Raw genomic sequence first — 17,076 nt, 5'->3', positions numbered from 1 at the left:
GATGCCTGGACCTCATAAAAAACTTCAAATTTAATGAAGCCCAGGCTTTCTGTCGGGGTAAAATATATATGTAATAATAGAAGAGGGTGTTTACGTATTATAAAATTACTTCGTAGTGAGGTCCTCTACAAATCAAAGTGGTGAAGTGTAACTTTTTTGGGGTGAAGTATGGGAATATGTAAGCGACGTTTATTTCGCAGTTACAAAGGATGATCAGGAGAAAGTTTTAACGCGGCTTAGCAGCTCGTTGCGGTTATCATTGGTGATCGGAATCTCAATGTCGTTGATCATTACATGCACGTAATCAATGGCGGTGATCGCATTGAGATTGATGATAAATGACTTGTGAACCCGGAAAAAGTAGTTTGGCGGCAGCTGCTGAAGCATATTTTTCAGCGTTTCACGGATCGTGTATTTCTTCTTGGTGGTATGCAGTTCGAGATAGTTATCATCGCTCCGGATATACAAAATGTCCGAAAGCATAATTTTGGTGAACATGTGCTTTTCCTTGATAAACAGCGCATCTTTGATCACCGTTGTGTCTTCCTTTTCCTCTGAGGTCGTTTCTCCGGCCAGCGCCGCCAGTCGATAGTTTTTCAAAGCCAGTTTTACCGCAGTATACACGGTGATTTTCTGAAATGGCTTTTGCAGAAATGCGTGCGGAGCGGCCTGTAAGGCGGCATTTACGACCGCAATATCTTCGTGTGCAGAAAGAAAGAGAAACGGGATCCGGAAGTTTTCCCGGATGTAATGGGCCAGATCGATACCGGTCTGATAGCCGTTCAGGTTGATATCCAGTACCGCTAAATGAAACACCTTGCTGCTCAGCATTTCTGTCGCGGTGGTATAGTCTGTCGCGATATCGTTGGCTTCATAGCCGAAACCATTCAGCAAAAATTGAAGATGTTTGGCAATAATGAAGTCGTCCTCAACGATTAGAATGTTCATCTTATATGTAAGTAGTCAGCCTGACCCGCAGTAAATGTGATGTAAAAAAGATCTGTCTTTGACGGCAACCCCGGCTTGTATTGAACCGAAGCTACAAATAATAAGATAATATACGAATTAATTGCAATGCGGGATCTACTTGTCCGGCCCTATTTATCAGGTGCAGCGGAGTGTTTCAAGTAACCTGAGTTTAAAATAAATGCAAAATACGCTCTGAGACAAATGTTTGCGAGGTCGTAGCAATAGTTTTACACGAATTTGGGGTCCTGTTTGTTTCGATTTGAATTTTTATTGTTTAATAAAATATTGGTAAAGTGATGTTGCGCTTTGGACATTGCTGGAATTTTTTTAAGTCAGATACATCCGGACAATCTGCAACCGCGTATATGAGGGCAGATGATTGTTAACATCACAGATACCCCCAGCAATGATTCCTTGTAGACTGTCGGTTTCCGGACAGTGGCGCGCCTTACCATAGCTCCATTCCTGTCAGGGATGAAGTTTCGCTTTAACGGAGTTCGTTTTTCCGAATCACTTTTAATTCTTTTCAAGTTTATTTAAACTTTTACCTCATGCAAGTTTCTATGTTGGATCCTTGCAGGTTCAGAAGCGTACTTCTGGGCCTGTCGCTGCTACTTTGTGCGCTGGGCAGCTTTGCCTCCAGTCACCGGGAGGCGCCCCTGATTTCCAATGATCCGCTGGCCGATAATACGGATCTCTATGCGTTTAAAAGCCCGGACGATCCCAATTCGATCACGATTGTTGCCAATTACATTCCTTTTGAGTCGCCCGAGGGCGGACCTAATTACTTCAATTTCGGGCCTAACGTCCACTATGAGATTCATATCAAAAACAGGGCAGGAACGCCGGGAGATGATATAACTTACCGGTTTACGTTTTCGAGCATCAATGAGGACCCCACGACTTTTTTCAACATCCGGTTAGGGAAGCAAAATCTCAGGACGACCTACCGATGTGAGAAAAGTACCGACGGCGGTCAGACTTTCACGACCATTATTGCAAACGGTGTAGTCCCCCCGAACAACATCGGCCCGCGTTCCATCGAAGGCAAAACAGTCGGCCTGGAAGCTCCTGATTACAATTCGCTCGTTGAGAAGGCGATCGCCACCGCCTCCAGCGGGGAAAAGGTGTTCTGCGGCCCTGTTGATGATCCGTTCTTCGTAGACCTGGCCGGAGCTTTCGATGCTGGTAACTTCAGGCCGGAAGGAAACACCACGAATGCCCCCAAAGACGGTTTGAGCCGTTTCAATGTTCACACCATCGCCTTGAAAATCCCGGTAGATCTTTTGCAAAAGGACGGTAAAAATGTGAGGCAGGCTTCGAGCATTCTCGATCCCGATTTTGTGATCGGTGTATGGGCATCGGCGAGTCGGCAGATGATCAAAACGCTTTACAACGGAGGGGACGTGGGTTATGATGGCCAGTATGTGCAAGTATCACGCCTGGGTATGCCGCTGACCAACGAGGCGGTTATCCCGTTGGGAATGAAGGATAAATGGAATTCGGTGACGCCTTATGGAGGCAATGATCTCCAATTCGCCCAATACTTCAAGAATCCGGAACTGGCTTTGTATATGGACGATTCCAAATTCGGGGCGGCAGCTCCTTCGTTGAGCGCCTTGCGTATCCAGTCCAATTCATTGGGCGCATTTGATTTCCGTAACGGCAGAGATGGTCTGTATGGGTTAAAAGGTACTTCGGCATTGACCGGCACCGCGCTGGACGATGCAGTGTTCGGCACCTTGCTGCTACCTGATCACGCAAGTCCGAGAGCGGTGGATTTGTTACCTATATTTTACACCGGTGTACCCAACCTGGCTCCCTATCAGCTTGCGACAGGCAAAAACAACAATCCGCTGGCCAAAGGCAAACCATTTATCCACAATTTCCTTCCTACGCTGGGAGATATGCTGCGGCTCAACATGGCTGTACCGGCTACGCCTAGAAACGATCCCAAATTCAGTTCCCTGGGTCTTGTGCAGGCGGCTGTTCTGGGTATCACAGATCCTGCTTACAACGCTTCCACTGATTTACAATGGATACCCAATATGGACGGATTTCCGAATGGGCGGCGGCTGGAAGATGACGTAACGACCATCGAATTACAGGCAGTTTCCGGCGTGGTACTCGCGGCGGTTGGGTTGTTCTACGACGACGCCACTGCACAGGCACCGGTTTCCCCGCAATTACTGAGTGTGTTGACCTTCAATGCCGGACCGACAAAGAATGACGTCGAGCTGAAAGATACATTCCCGTACCTGGCAAACCCCTGGCGAGGTTATGATTATCCCGAAAAAGCACGTTTCTGACCACACTTATCAAGCGCAAAATATATATGAAAAATCTTTTATATCTGATCGGAATACTGGCTGTCATCTGCATCGGTTCCGGTCGGTCGGTGGCTTCGTCACACCGTGAGGCACCCCTGATTTCAACAGACCCATTGGCGGATAATACCGATGTATATGCATTCAAAAGTCCGGTTAATAAGGAGAATGTAGTTCTGGTAGCCAACTATATACCATTCGAACATCCGGCGGGTGGCCCTAACTGGTATTCTTTCGGCGAAAATATCCGCTATGAGATCCATGTCGATAACAATGCGGCAACACCCGGCGCGGATATCGTTTACCGTTTCACTTTCAAAAAGATGAATGAGGACCCGTCGACCTTCTTTCTCATCCGGCTGGGTAAAGAGAATCTCAAAACCACCTACACCTGCGAACGGAGCACCGACGGCGGAAATAGCTTCACGACGATTGTTTCCGATGGTATCGTGCCGCCGCCGCATATCGGTCCGCGATCCATAAAGAGCAGTCTGGTGGGTTTGGGATCGGATTACAACACCCTGGTCAACAACGCGATTATGACAGCCAGCAGCGGGGAAAAGATATTCTGCGGGCCTGTGGATGATCCCTTCTTTGTGGATCTGGGAGGCATTTTCGATTTGGGTAATGTGCGTCAGGCCGGTGGCAGAGATGGTGTCGCCAAGTTCAACTGCCACTCCATTGTGATCGAGGTGCCGGTATCGACACTGCAAAAAGGCCACAAAACTGTGGCCGAAGCGGCAAACATCCTCGATCCTGATTATGTGATCGGCGTTTACGCATCATCGAGCCGTAAGAAGATCACTACGTTATACAATGGGGGTGATGTGGGCTACGATGGCGAATGGGTGCAGGTATCGCGGCTGGGGATGCCGCTGACCAATGAGGCCGTGATCCCAATTGGTATGAAAGACAAATGGAATGCGACTTCACCAGCCAACGACCTGCAGTTCGCCAAATACTTCACCAACCCTGAACTGGGGCTTTATATGGATGATTCACAATTCGGTGGTGCCGTTCCCGGCCTGGCTGCCTTGCGTATCCAAAGCAAATCGCTGGGATCGTTTGATTTCAGGAATGGAAAAATGGGACTTTACGGTTTGAAAGGCAATGCGGCGCTGGATGGCACGGCGCTATCCGAGGCGGCCTTCGGAAGTGTGCTGCTTCCCGACGCAACGAGCCCGCGCGCAGTGGATATCTTGCCGATTTTTTACACCGGTGTGCCCAATCTGCCGCCTTACCAGCTGGCGACCGGTAAGGACGGTAATCCACTGGCGGTTGGTAAGCCATTTATTCATAACTTTTTACCTACACTTGGAGACTGGCTCCGTTTGAATATGGCAGTTCCCGCTACGCCGCGCGACGATCCGAAATTCAGTTCGCTGGGGTTGGTACAGGCCGCTGCACTTGGTTTGACGGATCCGGCCTACAATGCTACCAAAGACCTGCAATGGATCCCCAACATGGACGGCTTTCCCAATGGTCGTCGGCTGGAGGACGATGTTGCCACCATTGAGTTGCAGGCTGTCGGAGGCGTCGTATTGGCTGCCATTGGCTTATGGTATGACGATTTTGTTCCGGGAACCTCTGCCAGTCCGGTAACGCCTAACCTGCTGAATGTCCTGACGTTTAACGCAGGGGTTACGAAAAATGACACCATATTGAAACAGCAATTCCCCTACCTGCAGAATCCTTGGCCAGGCTTCCGCGGGCCCGGCTATGAAGGCCCGAAACCGGGTGGTATGGAGCCCCTGGCTGTTACAATCCGTAATTTCGATTGTCTCAGCGGTGGCTTTATGTTTGGCCATACCGGTGGCAATCCCGGTCTGACGGTCGAGTATTCGGCAGCCGGTGTTGTGAATGGTGTATGGGGAACTACTGTCATCCGGATGGTGGAATCTGAACTCTTCAGGGATGACAATAGCAGTGGTGTACTGCTGTTGAAAGCGAGGTATGTTGGTGATCCGTCTTCGGAGGTTAGAATGGAGTTTGACTTCCGCGCCCACTGCGGCAGAAAGAACTCGCGTATGGGAGCGCCTGAAGCCGGAGAACAGCCGGTTCCGTTAAGTGCCGTGGTCATGGGTAATCCAAGCAACGGAGATGAAGTAACGATCGTCATCAAAGGTGCTGCGGGCAAGGCGGTAACGTTGGACCTGGCCAATAGCAGAGGACAAGTGATCGGAAAGCAGACCATAACAAAAGCTGTTTCCAATGAAAAACGTGTCGTGAAGCTGAGCGGTCAGCCAGGTATTTACTATCTGAGGGTAATGACCGCCGATGATCGGCACACAGTTAAGATCCTGCGTAAATAACCCATTTTGTTTCAAAATCCTGAGGGTTAGGAGTACCCGCTTAGCCCTCGGGATTTGAACAGTTTCTCTCATTCCTTCCGCAATTTTATCCGGACATTTCCATGAAAACTACCCCTGCAATTTTCCTTTTTATACTGTTGATTACGCTTTTTGCCTGTGGTGAGCAAAAGGGCAGCCGATCCTCCGTTGAAAAGCCGTCTATAAGCGTCGAAATTCCCGCTTTGTTTGAAAGACAAGGAGCGCTCGCTTCGGCTACCGAATGGCCAAAGACCCGCGAAAAAGTAGAAGAATTGACTACGAAAATCCGTGAAAAACCGGGCGATGTAAAACCGCGTCTTCAACTGGCCGTAATTTACCTCTCGGAGGCGCGCATAACCGGCGAGCATCCCTATTATTACCCGGCTGTGCTGAAAATACTCGACGATGTGCTGGTTATCGAACCAAAGAATTTTGAGGCGACGACATTCAAAGCATCGGTGAAAATGTCGCAGCACCGGTTTGGGGATGCCCGCCAGCTTGCGCAGCAGGCACAGCAAATCAACCCGGATAATGCTTACGTGTATGGGGTACTGGTCGACGCTAATGTCGAGTTGGGTAATTATAGCGAGGCGGTGGCGATGTCTGACAAAATGCAGGCATTGAAGCCTTCGCTGGAAGCCTATTCCAGGGTCTCTTACCTGAGGGAAATCTATGGTAATTATCCCGGCGCAATCGAGGCAATGAAACTGGCAGTGGAAGCAGGTTTGCCAGGTTCGGAACCGCAATGCTGGGCAAAGAGCACACTGGGGCACTTGTACGAAACAACGGGCCAGGTGAAACAGGCCGAAGTCCAATACCGTGAAATCCTGGCAATGCGTCCCAGCTATGCATTCGCGTTACGTGGGCTCGCGCAGGTCCATAAAGCGAACAAACAATATGACCAGGCGTTGGCGGAACTGGAAAAGGCAGCGGAGATTATGCCCGAATTTTCCTTTCATGAAGAGATGGCAGATATATATGCATTGCAGGGGAAAAAGGAAAAGGCCGCTGGCAAGTACCGCGAAGTAGTCAAAATGTTGGGTGAAGATGCACGTTCAGGCCATACGGTTGACCTGGAACTTTGTAAACTATACACGAAGACAGGTCAACTGGATTCTGCCATTGTCTACGGTTTAAAGGAATATGCTAAAAGACCTGGAAATATCGATGTCAATCATGCATTGGCTCACGCCTACTTCCGGGATGGGAACAATATAAAAGCACAACAGCATGTTCAGGCGGCTTTAAGAACAGACAATAAGGATCCTCAATTACTGCAGGTAGCCGGCTCCATTGAAATGGCGATGGGAAATAAGGTACAGGGTAACCGGTTACTGGTGCAGGCAAAGAAAACAAATCCTAGATTTGTACTCTGACAGCACGAAATAAATCCCTGGTTTATATTAGCCATTATCAGCTATGAAAAGATTTATACTGATGTTTTGCCTTTTTGTTACAAGCTTTACCGCCTACGCCCATTTGGGCGGTATAACAGGTGTGGTTTACGATCAGGCAACACAGTTGCCGCTGAAAGACGTAACCGTGCAGTTGTCCGGGTCGGGTAAAACGACGACGACTAATGAGTTGGGGCAATACCGGTTCAAGGATCTGGTGGCAGCCCGATACAAAGTGGAACTTTCGCATGTCAGTTTCAAATCACAGGTCCTGGAAGTGACTGTCCAGGATGACGAAACGTCATTTCTTAAGACCCTGCTCGTGAATGCGGATGTGGAACTGGGTGAAGTGACGGTTTCGTCGAGGCGTGCGCATGATCAGCAGCTGATTAATAGTCTGGATATCCGGCTGAGGCCTATTACCAACTCTCAGGAAATCCTGAGGATGGTGCCGGGCCTGTTTATCGGGCAACATGCGGGGGGTGGCAAGGCCGAGCAGATTTTTTTGCGTGGCTTCGATCTCGACCATGGAACGGACATCCGTCTGACAGTCGACGGAATGCCTGTCAATATGGTCTCGCATGCGCACGGGCAGGGTTACGCCGATCTGCATTTCGTGATCCCGGAACTGGTAAAGGCCGTTGATTTTAAAAAGGGACCTTACACAACTGATAAAGGTAATTTTGCAACTGCCGGCTGGGCTGATTTCCGTACCCGGGATGCGCTCGATAAGTCTTTCGTAAAGATAGAAGCGGGACAGTTTGACACCTATCGTGCCGTGGCAGGTATCGACTTGCTGGGGCAGAAGGGGAGAAACCGGAACCAGTCCGCCTACATCGCGTCGGAATACTCTTTTACTAATTCCTATTTCGATAACCCGCAGGATTTTAACCGCCTGAACCTGGTAGGGAAATACCATGGTCACATCGCACCCAATACCAATCTGACCCTAACCGCCTCGACGTTCTGGAGTAAATGGAACCACTCCGGACAGATTCCCGACAGGGCTATCGATTCGGGCCTGATCGGTTTTTACGGATCCGTCGACCCGACAGAGGGAGGTGAGACGAGCCGGACCAATTTCAATGTGCAGTTTGTGACGGTTACCCCGGCCAACTATGTAATCAAGAATCAGGTTTTTTATAGCAACTACAATTTCGAGCTCTATTCCAATTTTACCTTTTTTCTGGAAGACTCCCTGAACGGTGATCAGATTCGTCAGAAGGAGCGACGCAACCTTTTTGGCTACAACGGGAGTATTTCAAAGGAGAAGTTTTTTGGGAAAACCAATTGGGTAACGACGTTGGGTGTGCAATACCGTCAGGATGTAACGCACAGGACCGAGCTTTCCCACACTAAGAATCGTACGGAAACGCTTGATCCTTACCAGCTTGGGGATATCAATGAGCTGAATGCCGCTGTGTATGCCGACGAGGTAGTACAGATCGATGACAGGTTCTCGATCAATGCCGGGGTTCGGCTGGACTATTTCAGAGACCAATATCAAGACCTGCTGCTCCAACCGGTAAGGAAACGGCACGCTGCTGATGCGATAGTTTCTCCCAAACTCAACCTTTACTATACTTTTAACCCGCGTGTACAGCTTTATCTGAATTCGGGCAAAGGGTTTCATTCCAACGATACCCGGGTGGTGGTACCGCAGGGAGGCAAACAGATCCTGCCGGGCGCCTATGGCTCCGATTTGGGAATTATTTTCAAGCCCTTTCCCAAAATGCTCATCAATGTTGCCGCCTGGTATCTTTGGCTGCAGCAGGAGTTTGTATACGTAGGAGATGCGGGTGTGATTGAGCCGAGCGGGAAATCGCGACGCCAGGGGCTCGACCTGTCTATCCGCTATCAGCTAATCAGAACGCTTTATGCTGATGCGGACTTCAGTACCGCTAAACCACGCGCAATCGGTGAAATAGAAGGGACGGACCGTCTCCCGCTGGCACCGGTTTTTACATCCACCGGAGGGTTGTCATTGCAAATGCCGAACGGATTGAATGGATCGCTGCGCTACCGTTATATGGCCAACCGTCCGGCCAATGAGGACAATTCTATCGTTGCCAAAGGCTATTTCGTGACCGATTTGCAGCTGAATTATTCCAAAAGCCGCTACAACGTCGGGCTTTCGGTCCAGAACCTTTTTAATAAACGCTGGAAGGAGACCCAGTTTGCTACCGAAAGCCGGTTGCAAAACGAAAAAGAGCCGGCAGAGGAAATTCATTTTACCCCGGGAACTCCCTTTTACGCCCGGCTGGCCCTGACATTGTTTTTTTGAAATGACCTGTCACAAATTCTTATGACGGCCGGTAATAGCGAAGAGGGCCGCAATCACTGCAAGACCGCCGAAGAACCAGAGACTGAGTATCTGATTATAGTAAACGATCGCAACCAGGCACAGCGCCGAGAGTACCAGCGCGATCGCGGGAAAGTAAGGATAGGCAGGTACCGTGAACGGACGCTCGAGCGCAGGTTCCTTGGAACGCAACGCAAACAGCGCGACCATACTGATGATGTACATCACAACTGCACCCAACGCCGCGAGGATAATGACCTGATCGGTGGTACCCAGCAGAAGTGCGACGCACCCCGCGATCCCCCCGGCTACTAGCGCCCAATGCGGCGTCTGAAAACGCGCATTGACATTCCCCAAAAAAGAAGGCAGGTATCCCTCCCTTGCCAGAGCGAAAATTTGACGGGAATAGCCGATCACCGTACCATGGAAGGAGGCGATGAGTCCGAAAAGGCCCAGGCTGGCAAATAGCTGGGTAAGTCCGCTGTCGCGGCCCAGGACGATGCCTAAAGCAGCCGGAAGAGGGTAGTCGATATTGGCCAATTGCTGCCAGGGCGCGATGCCGCCGGTGAATATCATGACCGCCAGCGCCAAAACCACCAATGTAAGGATGCCGTATATATATCCGCGTGAAATCGTTCTTTTGGGATCTTCGACCTCTTCCGCCACCATTGCTACGCCTTCTATCGCCAGGTAAAACCAGATGGCAAACGGCAACGCAGCAAAAACACCGCCCCAGCCGAATGGCATCGGTTCGGCGATAAACGTTTCATACGAGAAATGCGGCGCCACAATGCCGATATAAATCAGTAGCTCCACCACCGCCAGCACGGTTACAACCAGCGAAAACATAGCCGATTCCTTGATCCCGAGGAGATTGATCACTATGAAGATCGCATAACAAGCAAACGCCACATGGAGTACTTCAAGTGAAGGGTAAAGAAAGTGGCTGTAACTGCCCAGGGCGAATGCAATAGCGGGCGGCGTCACCAGGAATTCGATTAGCGTGGCATAGCCTGCAATGAGCCCTCCCCACCAACCGAATGCACGATAAGCATAGGAAAACGGCCCGCCTGCCTGCGGGATAGAGGTGGTCAGTTCGGTGAAACTGAAGATGAATGTCACATACATAATGGTCACCACCAATGTTGCTATCAGAAACCCGATGGTGCCCGAAACACCCCAGCCGTAGTTCCAGCCGAAATATTCACCGGAAATGACGAGCCCCACGGCAATGGCCCAGAGATGGATTGGTTTAAGTACTTTTTTGAGAGCAGCAGTTTGTTCAGCAGACATGAAAGACGGTTTGGACCTATTGAAATCAGTACAATATAGTCTATAACTCTTCCAAAGCCATTTAATACCATTGAAAAAATAGAACCAGCCGTAGTTTCTTCGGAGAAATTATCTGGGGGCAGTACGAAGATAGTCGCCGAGCTCCCGGACCTTGTCGGTGTTGAGGTAGTCGACGCCCAAAGCCATCATGGTTTTCCAGGTATTGATATTGTCCGGTGTAGCCCAGATCCTCACTTTTTTGCCGAGGTCATGCACCTGGCCGATCATTTTCTGAATCGCCTTTTTATCCTTTTCGGGTAGCGGTCCTTCGCCATTCCATTTCGAGTACTTTTGAAAAGCCTGGCTGATGAGGCCTATGTGCGCCATCTGAGCGGCAGTATAGGTGTTTTCAGGACGGCCATCAAAATAGATGAATTTAGGATATTGCTCAAAAGCCGTCGCATCGGGTACATTTCCGCTGACGACGATCCTGACCGTGCCAGCCGGCGCCAGTATTTTCTGATGCGGTTCCAGCTCTTTAATCAATGCGGCGAGTGTTTCATGACCGGCGGTTTTGAGGTCGATCAATAGTTGCAGCACAACGTCTTCCTGTGCGTAGATATGGCCGCTGTTTTTTTCAGTCTGTTCCAGGATCGGTTTCAGGTAGAGACTGGCAAATGTGCGATCTGAGCGAATGTCTTTCAGGTTATGTGCCACAAAAAGCGTATCGTTGACCAGAAAGATATCGGCTTCAACCGAACCGAATTGCTGTTCGTAGGCATCGGCGAATGCACGCTTTCTTTCGTAGTCGTTATGCGAATGCGCCTGCGCCGTGGTGTAGGCTTTAATGCTTTGGGCCGTAATGAGTTGGATTGGCGCCAATATGCTGATGAAGAGCGTAACGAATAATTTCATGGACACATTGAGAATAGATGAGACGGGGGAATTAAATCGATAACGCAATCTTTACCTGTTTGATTTCGGATCGGAAGAATTTTATATTGATTTTTTGGGATTAAAGAAACAAATTTTCAAACAGGGAGGGGACAATCTTAGAATATCGTTTATTTTTAGCCCAACTTATTACAAACAGAAACTAGGCAAATCGGCACCTGCATGAAACAAAGCTCTCCCTTATTCCGTAAAAAAACGGTTGATCAAATTCTGAAAGATGCCCATTCGGGAAGCGAGGGAGGGCTTGCCAAAATTCTTGGCGTTCGGGATCTTGTGTCATTAGGAATAGCCGCGATCATTGGGGCGGGCATTTTCAGCACTATTGGTATCGCGAGCTATAACGGCGGGCCGGCTGTTTCCCTGTTATTTGTCTTTACTGCCGTTGCCTGCGTTTTTACGGCATTGTCTTATGCGCAATTTGCGAGTACTGTGCCAGTGTCCGGCAGTGCATACACGTATGCATACGTGGCCTTCGGAGAACTGTTTGCCTGGATCATTGGCTGGGCTTTGATTCTCGAATACGCTGTTTCCAATATGGTGGTAGCCATTTCTTGGTCCCAGTATTTTGTGAGTATGCTAAACGGCTTTGGCATCAGCATGCCAGGCTGGCTTACAATGAACGGGCAGTCGGCCCGCGAAGCATTCTTGAAAATGCAGACTTCGGGTGCGTCTGCATTATCTGAATATGAGCGTTTCGCAGCCGGGGCGTATGAGAATGCTCCCACAATCGGCGATTTTCATATACTGCTCAACCTTCCGGCCGGATTGGTAACATTATTGATCACGGCGCTCGTCTATATCGGGATACGGGAATCCAGAACGGCAAGTAACATTATGGTTGTCTTGAAGATCGGGGTTGTATTATTGGTGATTCTGGCGGGCGCATTTTACGTGAAACCCGAAAATTGGTCCCCTTTTGCCCCTAATGGTGTGAAGGGCGTGCTAAGTGGGGTTGCCTCCGTGTTTTTTGCATTTATTGGATTCGATTCTATTTCAACAACGGCGGAGGAATGCCGTAACCCGCAACGGGACATGCCCAGGGCAATGATTTATTGTCTTATTATTTGTACCGTTCTTTACGTGCTGATCACGTTGGTGCTGACCGGGATGGTCAATTATACCGAACTTAAAGTGAGTGATCCGCTGGCTTTCGTATTTCAGAAAAATGGCCTGGACTTTATGGCGGGAGTCATTTCGGTCAGTTCCGTGATCGCCATTACCAGCGCATTGCTCGTGTATCAGCTGGGCCAGCCGAGGATCTGGATGACCATGAGCCGTGACGGGCTGCTGTGGAAGCGTTTTTCCAAAATCCACCCCAAATACCAGACACCTTCTTTCGCCACAATCGTGACCGGTTTTGTAGTCGGAATCCCGGCTTTGTTTTTCAAAATGGATTTCTTCGTGGACCTGACGAGCGTCGGGACCTTCTTTGCATTCATCCTCGTTTGCGGAGGGGTACTTTACCTGGATCACAAGGGCATTTCCGCACGTTCGAAATTCAAGGTCCCTTATATCAATGGAAAGTACCTAGTAGGCGCGCTGTTCGTGGTGGCGGTGGCAGGGTTGTTTGTTTACGGGCAGGAGGTGATCGGAGAATGGCGGACCCTGAGCTTTACCGAAATCATGGAGCATAAGCTTCTGACCATTATTTTCTGGATCACCTGGTGCACGTTTTCAATATTGAGTTTTCAGCATAATTTTTCTGCGCTTCCCGTGGCCGGAATCCTCACCAATCTGTACCTGATGACCGAGCTGGGGGCTTCCAACTGGTTGATTTTCGTGATATGGCTGGCGATCGGGTTGGTAATCTATTTCAGCTACGGCTACAAACAGAGTAAGCTGGCAAAAAAATAGGGAAGTTGATCAACTTCCCGGGGCTTACTGTTTCTCGATTTTCAGAAGTATCGAATAGTTTTCTTTCGTTCTCGCCGAATCGATGTGCGGATAGGGATTTACCGCTGAGAGAATGATCCGGTAGTTTTCTCCGGCAAATTTCTTCACCAGGGTATCGGAGCCGTCTGTGCCGTTCCCACAGTCACCGAGACACATTTTAGCGTGTTCCTTGATGCCACCCTCTGTGGAGACACCTGAAAATAGCAGATCGACCATCGCCCTTCCTCCCCAGACACAAACCACTCCCTCCGGACACCGGCTGTCCTCGATCTCGAAGAATGTCAGCGTCGCTTTGGGCACGTCATTCAGTGTAACGGATTCTTTATACCTGAGACCTTCCTCTTTCTTGTCGACACCTGTACTTTTGCAGGCCCATGCCATCATGGCCGTCAGCACAAACAGGTACTTTTTCATAGGGTTTCAATTTAGGTTTCAGGCAAGACAAAGGTTTCCTGCAAATCGTTGTAACACCTTGAAACGATGTGTTTCAATACATACGTCTCATCAGAGAGGGGTGATTGAATGCCTAGAAAATCAGTGTAAAAACGGTCCCTTTCCCTACCTGGGATTCCACGTCTAACTGGCCATTGTGTTGCTGCAATATCTGCCGGGAAAGGCTCAATCCGATCCCGGAGCCGGTCTTTTTCGTGGTGTAGAATGGGATGAAAATATTTTCAAGGGCTTCCGGTTCGATCCCATCCCCGTTATCCGCGACTTCGATCAGGGTTGTACCGTCGACATGGTACGCGGAGAGCGTAATGAGTCGGTCGGTTTGGGTGGAGAATGCCTCAGACGCATTCTTGATGAGGTTAATCAGCACCTGCTGAATCTGGCTGGCATCGGCTTTGATTGTCAGCGTTTCCGGTTTTACAGTCAATTTCCACAGTACACCGGATTGGGTAAGATCCGTTTGCAGAAGCTGCAACACCTCCTGCAACGTTTCGGCCACACTGAGTGTTGCGAAAACCGGCTTGGGTAGAGTGGTGAAGTCGCGGTAGGCATTCACGAACTGCATCATGCCTTTGCTGCGCTTTTCGAGGGTGGATAGAGCTTCCTTCAGGTCGTTGACGGCCTCCTGGTCGGTCGTGGATCGTTCAATATCTTCATTCACAATCAGGCGCATGGTGCCTACCAGCGACACAATAGGCGTCATGGAGTTCATGATCTCATGCCGCAATACGCGTGTGAGGTTTTGCCAGGATTCAATTTCCTGCTGTTGTAATTCTGTTTGGATATTTTGTAAGACTACAATCTTGACCCACATTCCGCGCAACTGTATCGCAGCCGCCTGCAACGCAAGGGGCTGGTCGGAGGGAGTGCGGTATAGGTCGCGGACACCGGTGTCGAGGTCGGAAATGAGCTCGTACAGGCGCGGATGTTTGTCTTTGAGCTCGATCAACTGATGCAACCGGTAAATGCCGAGCATCCGTAATGCCGCATTGTTGATGAGGTTAACCTGCCCGTTGGCGTCGAAAGTGATCAGTCCGGTACCGATGTGCTGTACGATGGTATTCAGATATTGCAGGTTGGCCTCTTTCTCCGCCCGTGCCTGCCGGAATGCCAGCAATACCTCATTAAACTGCTGATTCAGTTCCTTGAACGTCCGGCCCATCTTGTTGTCTGACCGGAAGTTGATCGTGAAATCGGAGTAGCGGACGGATTCGAGGAAATAGGTCAGTTTACGGTTGACATTCGTGACGTACTGGTACAGCAGCGACGCCTGGATGAAAATGAAAATAGTGCCGAGAATGTACACCAGTGTTTCGTTGGTATGCTTGGATGCGAGCCACGCGAGGGCAATGACGCTCAGGACAATTACGAATATCCTGATCATAATCATAATACTAAAATGCCGGAGTCCGATCATGCAGGGTCAACGAAAAGGGTGTAGGTTAGTTTTCAATCACGCTCTGAGGCACACCCGACATTTCACGCAGGATGAATTTTTCAAGCGAAGGTATTTTATAGTGTGCCAGGTCAAACTTTCTGTCTTCAAAAACTTCCGCCGCAGGTACCGAGATCGTGATCATACCGGCTGCATGTGCCGCGCGCAAACCCGCGTGGGAGTCTTCAAATGCAATACACTCTTTGGGCGACAGGCCAAGCTTTTTAGCCGTAGTAAGATAAACCGCCGGATGGGGTTTGGTGTGTTCTTCGAGCTCGCCCGAATGCCAGGTGTCAAAATAGTCAATAATTTCCAGTCTTTTTAACACGCCTTCGATGAGGTCCATGTGGGATGCCGAGGCGACAGCCAGTTTGAGTCCCTGTTTTCTCAATGTTTTTACCAATGCGATGGCGCCGGGCATGGCTATTGCGTGGGCAAGGATATCATGGTGTGCTTTTTCAAGTATTTCATTTTCAAGCTCTTCGAATGAAGGGGTATTCCACGGCTGGATCTTATGGCAGAGGTCGAGGAATAGTTTGATAGATAGGCCAGTGCTTTGGATACGAAGCGCTTCGGTAATCTCAAAATTTACTTTTTGCATGGTGGAGCGGGCTGCTTCGGTCCACATAGGTTCCGAATCGATCAGTAACCCGTCCATGTCGAAAATGGCTGCTTTGATCATTATTAGGTGAGTGTTGTGTCTCCGCCGGTTTGGGTGAAACGATTTTTGATAACCACCCAAAACTACTACATTCGCAGGTAAGAATGGCTTTGGGGGTGTCCAAAAAGGACTGAGAGCATACCCTTTGAACCTGAAACAGTTGATGCTGTCGTAGGAAAAAGCGCTGGCCCCCGGGCTCCTTTTTAATTAAAACCTGCATACTGCAGGTGCAGTTCCCCGCCTATCGTCCATTCCGATCATTGACCAATAAAACATTAGAATAATGGGTATCCTACTCGAAACCAATCTTCAAAACCTGCGCGCATCGGCACCGCTGGTTCATAATATTACCAATTTTGTAGTCATGAACTTCACCGCGAATGCGTTGCTGGCGATAGGCGCCTCGCCTGTGATGGCGCATGCGGCCGAGGAGGTGGAGGATATGGTGGGCATTGCAGGGGCACTGGTGGTGAACATCGGGACGTTGTCGCCGCAATGGGTGGAAGGGATGAAACTGGCCATGAAAAAGGCTGCCGCCTCAGGCAAACCCATCATCCTGGACCCGGTAGGGGCCGGCGCTACACCCTACCGCAACCGCGTATTGACCGAACTGCTTGCGACGGCTTCGCCGACGATCATCCGTGGCAATGCTTCGGAGATTCTTGCCCTGGCAGGCGCCAACGTGCAAACCAGAGGTGTGGACAGCACGGCCGATTCTTCCGATAGTCTCGACGCCGCCCGTGCATTGAGCCGCCAGTATGGTTCGGTGGTGAGCGTCAGCGGCGCGGTTGATGTCATTGTATACGGGGAGCGCACGGCCTGGGTGTCCAACGGCGTCCCGCTGATGACCAGGGTGACGGGCATGGGGTGCACCGCCTCTGCAATTGCCGGGGCGTTTGCCGCGATTTGTGACGATCCGTTCGATGCCGCCGTATCGGGCGCTGCTGCGATGGGGGTTTGCGGTGAGCTGGCATATCGGAACGCGAAACTCCCCGGGTCGTTCCAGATTGCATTCCTCGATACGCTGGCCGAAATATCGCCTGCGCATCTGGCTGAACTCACCAAAGTGAAAATTCAATAATCCTCGTG

12 protein-coding genes and 1 riboswitch are annotated in these 17,076 nt (G+C 49.9%); of the genes, 6 read left to right on the top strand and 6 right to left on the bottom strand.

From position 1 onward, the window contains the following. Positions 1–213: 213 nt before the first annotated feature. On the bottom strand, positions 214–948 hold the full coding sequence (locus BP71_RS11660) for a LytR/AlgR family response regulator transcription factor (RefSeq protein WP_496379315.1): 735 nt from the start codon (positions 946–948) through the stop codon (positions 214–216). 572 nt (positions 949–1,520) lie between these two features. Between BP71_RS11660 and BP71_RS11655 the strand changes: the two genes are divergently transcribed. The 4 genes from BP71_RS11655 (at position 1,521) to BP71_RS11640 (ending at position 9,304) form a co-directional block, all read left to right on the top strand. Further along, positions 1,521–3,278, top strand: a complete 1,758-nt coding sequence (locus tag BP71_RS11655) for a DUF4331 domain-containing protein (protein WP_496379313.1) — start codon at positions 1,521–1,523, stop codon at positions 3,276–3,278. A gap of 26 nt (positions 3,279–3,304) precedes the next feature. Next, a complete protein-coding gene (locus BP71_RS11650) occupies positions 3,305–5,608 on the top strand; it encodes a DUF4331 family protein (protein WP_496379311.1) in 2,304 nt (767 codons plus the stop codon). A 101-nt stretch (positions 5,609–5,709) separates the two neighbouring features. Then, positions 5,710–7,002 carry a tetratricopeptide repeat protein gene (locus BP71_RS11645; RefSeq protein ID WP_496379309.1) on the top strand — a complete coding sequence of 431 codons (1,293 nt, stop codon included), beginning with the start codon at positions 5,710–5,712 and terminating at the stop codon, positions 7,000–7,002. Positions 7,003–7,045: 43 nt separating this feature from the next. Then, complete coding sequence (locus tag BP71_RS11640; RefSeq protein ID WP_496379308.1) at positions 7,046–9,304, top strand: TonB-dependent receptor; 2,259 nt, start codon at positions 7,046–7,048, stop codon at positions 9,302–9,304. Between the two features lie 9 nt (positions 9,305–9,313). Here the strand turns inward: BP71_RS11640 and eat are convergent, their stop codons facing one another. Together eat and BP71_RS11630 are read right to left on the bottom strand one after the other, a co-directional pair. Further along, positions 9,314–10,615 carry an ethanolamine permease gene (gene eat / locus BP71_RS11635; RefSeq protein ID WP_496379306.1) on the bottom strand — a complete coding sequence of 434 codons (1,302 nt, stop codon included), beginning with the start codon at positions 10,613–10,615 and terminating at the stop codon, positions 9,314–9,316. A 108-nt stretch (positions 10,616–10,723) separates the two neighbouring features. Then, entirely contained in the window at positions 10,724–11,509 is a 786-nt protein-coding gene (locus BP71_RS11630) for a phosphatidylinositol-specific phospholipase C/glycerophosphodiester phosphodiesterase family protein (protein WP_496379304.1), read from the bottom strand. A 201-nt stretch (positions 11,510–11,710) separates the two neighbouring features. On the opposite strand from BP71_RS11630, the gene BP71_RS11625 reads away from it, so the two are divergent. Next, positions 11,711–13,402 carry an amino acid permease gene (locus BP71_RS11625; RefSeq protein ID WP_496379302.1) on the top strand — a complete coding sequence of 564 codons (1,692 nt, stop codon included), beginning with the start codon at positions 11,711–11,713 and terminating at the stop codon, positions 13,400–13,402. Between the two features lie 24 nt (positions 13,403–13,426). On the opposite strand, the gene BP71_RS11620 is transcribed toward BP71_RS11625, so the two are convergent. The 3 genes from BP71_RS11620 to hxpB form a co-directional block, all read right to left on the bottom strand. After that, positions 13,427–13,855: a hypothetical protein gene (locus tag BP71_RS11620; protein WP_496379300.1), complete on the bottom strand. Its 429-nt coding sequence runs from the start codon at positions 13,853–13,855 to the stop codon at positions 13,427–13,429. Between the two features lie 112 nt (positions 13,856–13,967). After that, on the bottom strand, positions 13,968–15,281 hold the full coding sequence (locus BP71_RS11615; RefSeq protein ID WP_496379298.1) for a sensor histidine kinase: 1,314 nt from the start codon (positions 15,279–15,281) through the stop codon (positions 13,968–13,970). Between the two features lie 52 nt (positions 15,282–15,333). Continuing rightward, positions 15,334–16,008 carry a hexitol phosphatase HxpB gene (gene hxpB / locus BP71_RS11610; protein ID WP_496379296.1) on the bottom strand — a complete coding sequence of 225 codons (675 nt, stop codon included), beginning with the start codon at positions 16,006–16,008 and terminating at the stop codon, positions 15,334–15,336. Between the two features lie 81 nt (positions 16,009–16,089). After that, positions 16,090–16,182, top strand: a riboswitch (TPP riboswitch). Positions 16,183–16,270: 88 nt separating this feature from the next. Here hxpB and thiM point away from each other — a divergent pair. Continuing rightward, positions 16,271–17,068: a hydroxyethylthiazole kinase gene (gene thiM / locus BP71_RS11605; protein ID WP_496379294.1), complete on the top strand. Its 798-nt coding sequence runs from the start codon at positions 16,271–16,273 to the stop codon at positions 17,066–17,068. The last annotated feature ends 8 nt before the right edge of the window (positions 17,069–17,076 follow it).

Source organism: Dyadobacter ginsengisoli DSM 21015, from assembly GCF_059568735.1.
The sequence above is the reverse complement of the archived record's forward strand: the minus strand, read 5'-3'. Positions and strand labels throughout refer to the sequence as shown.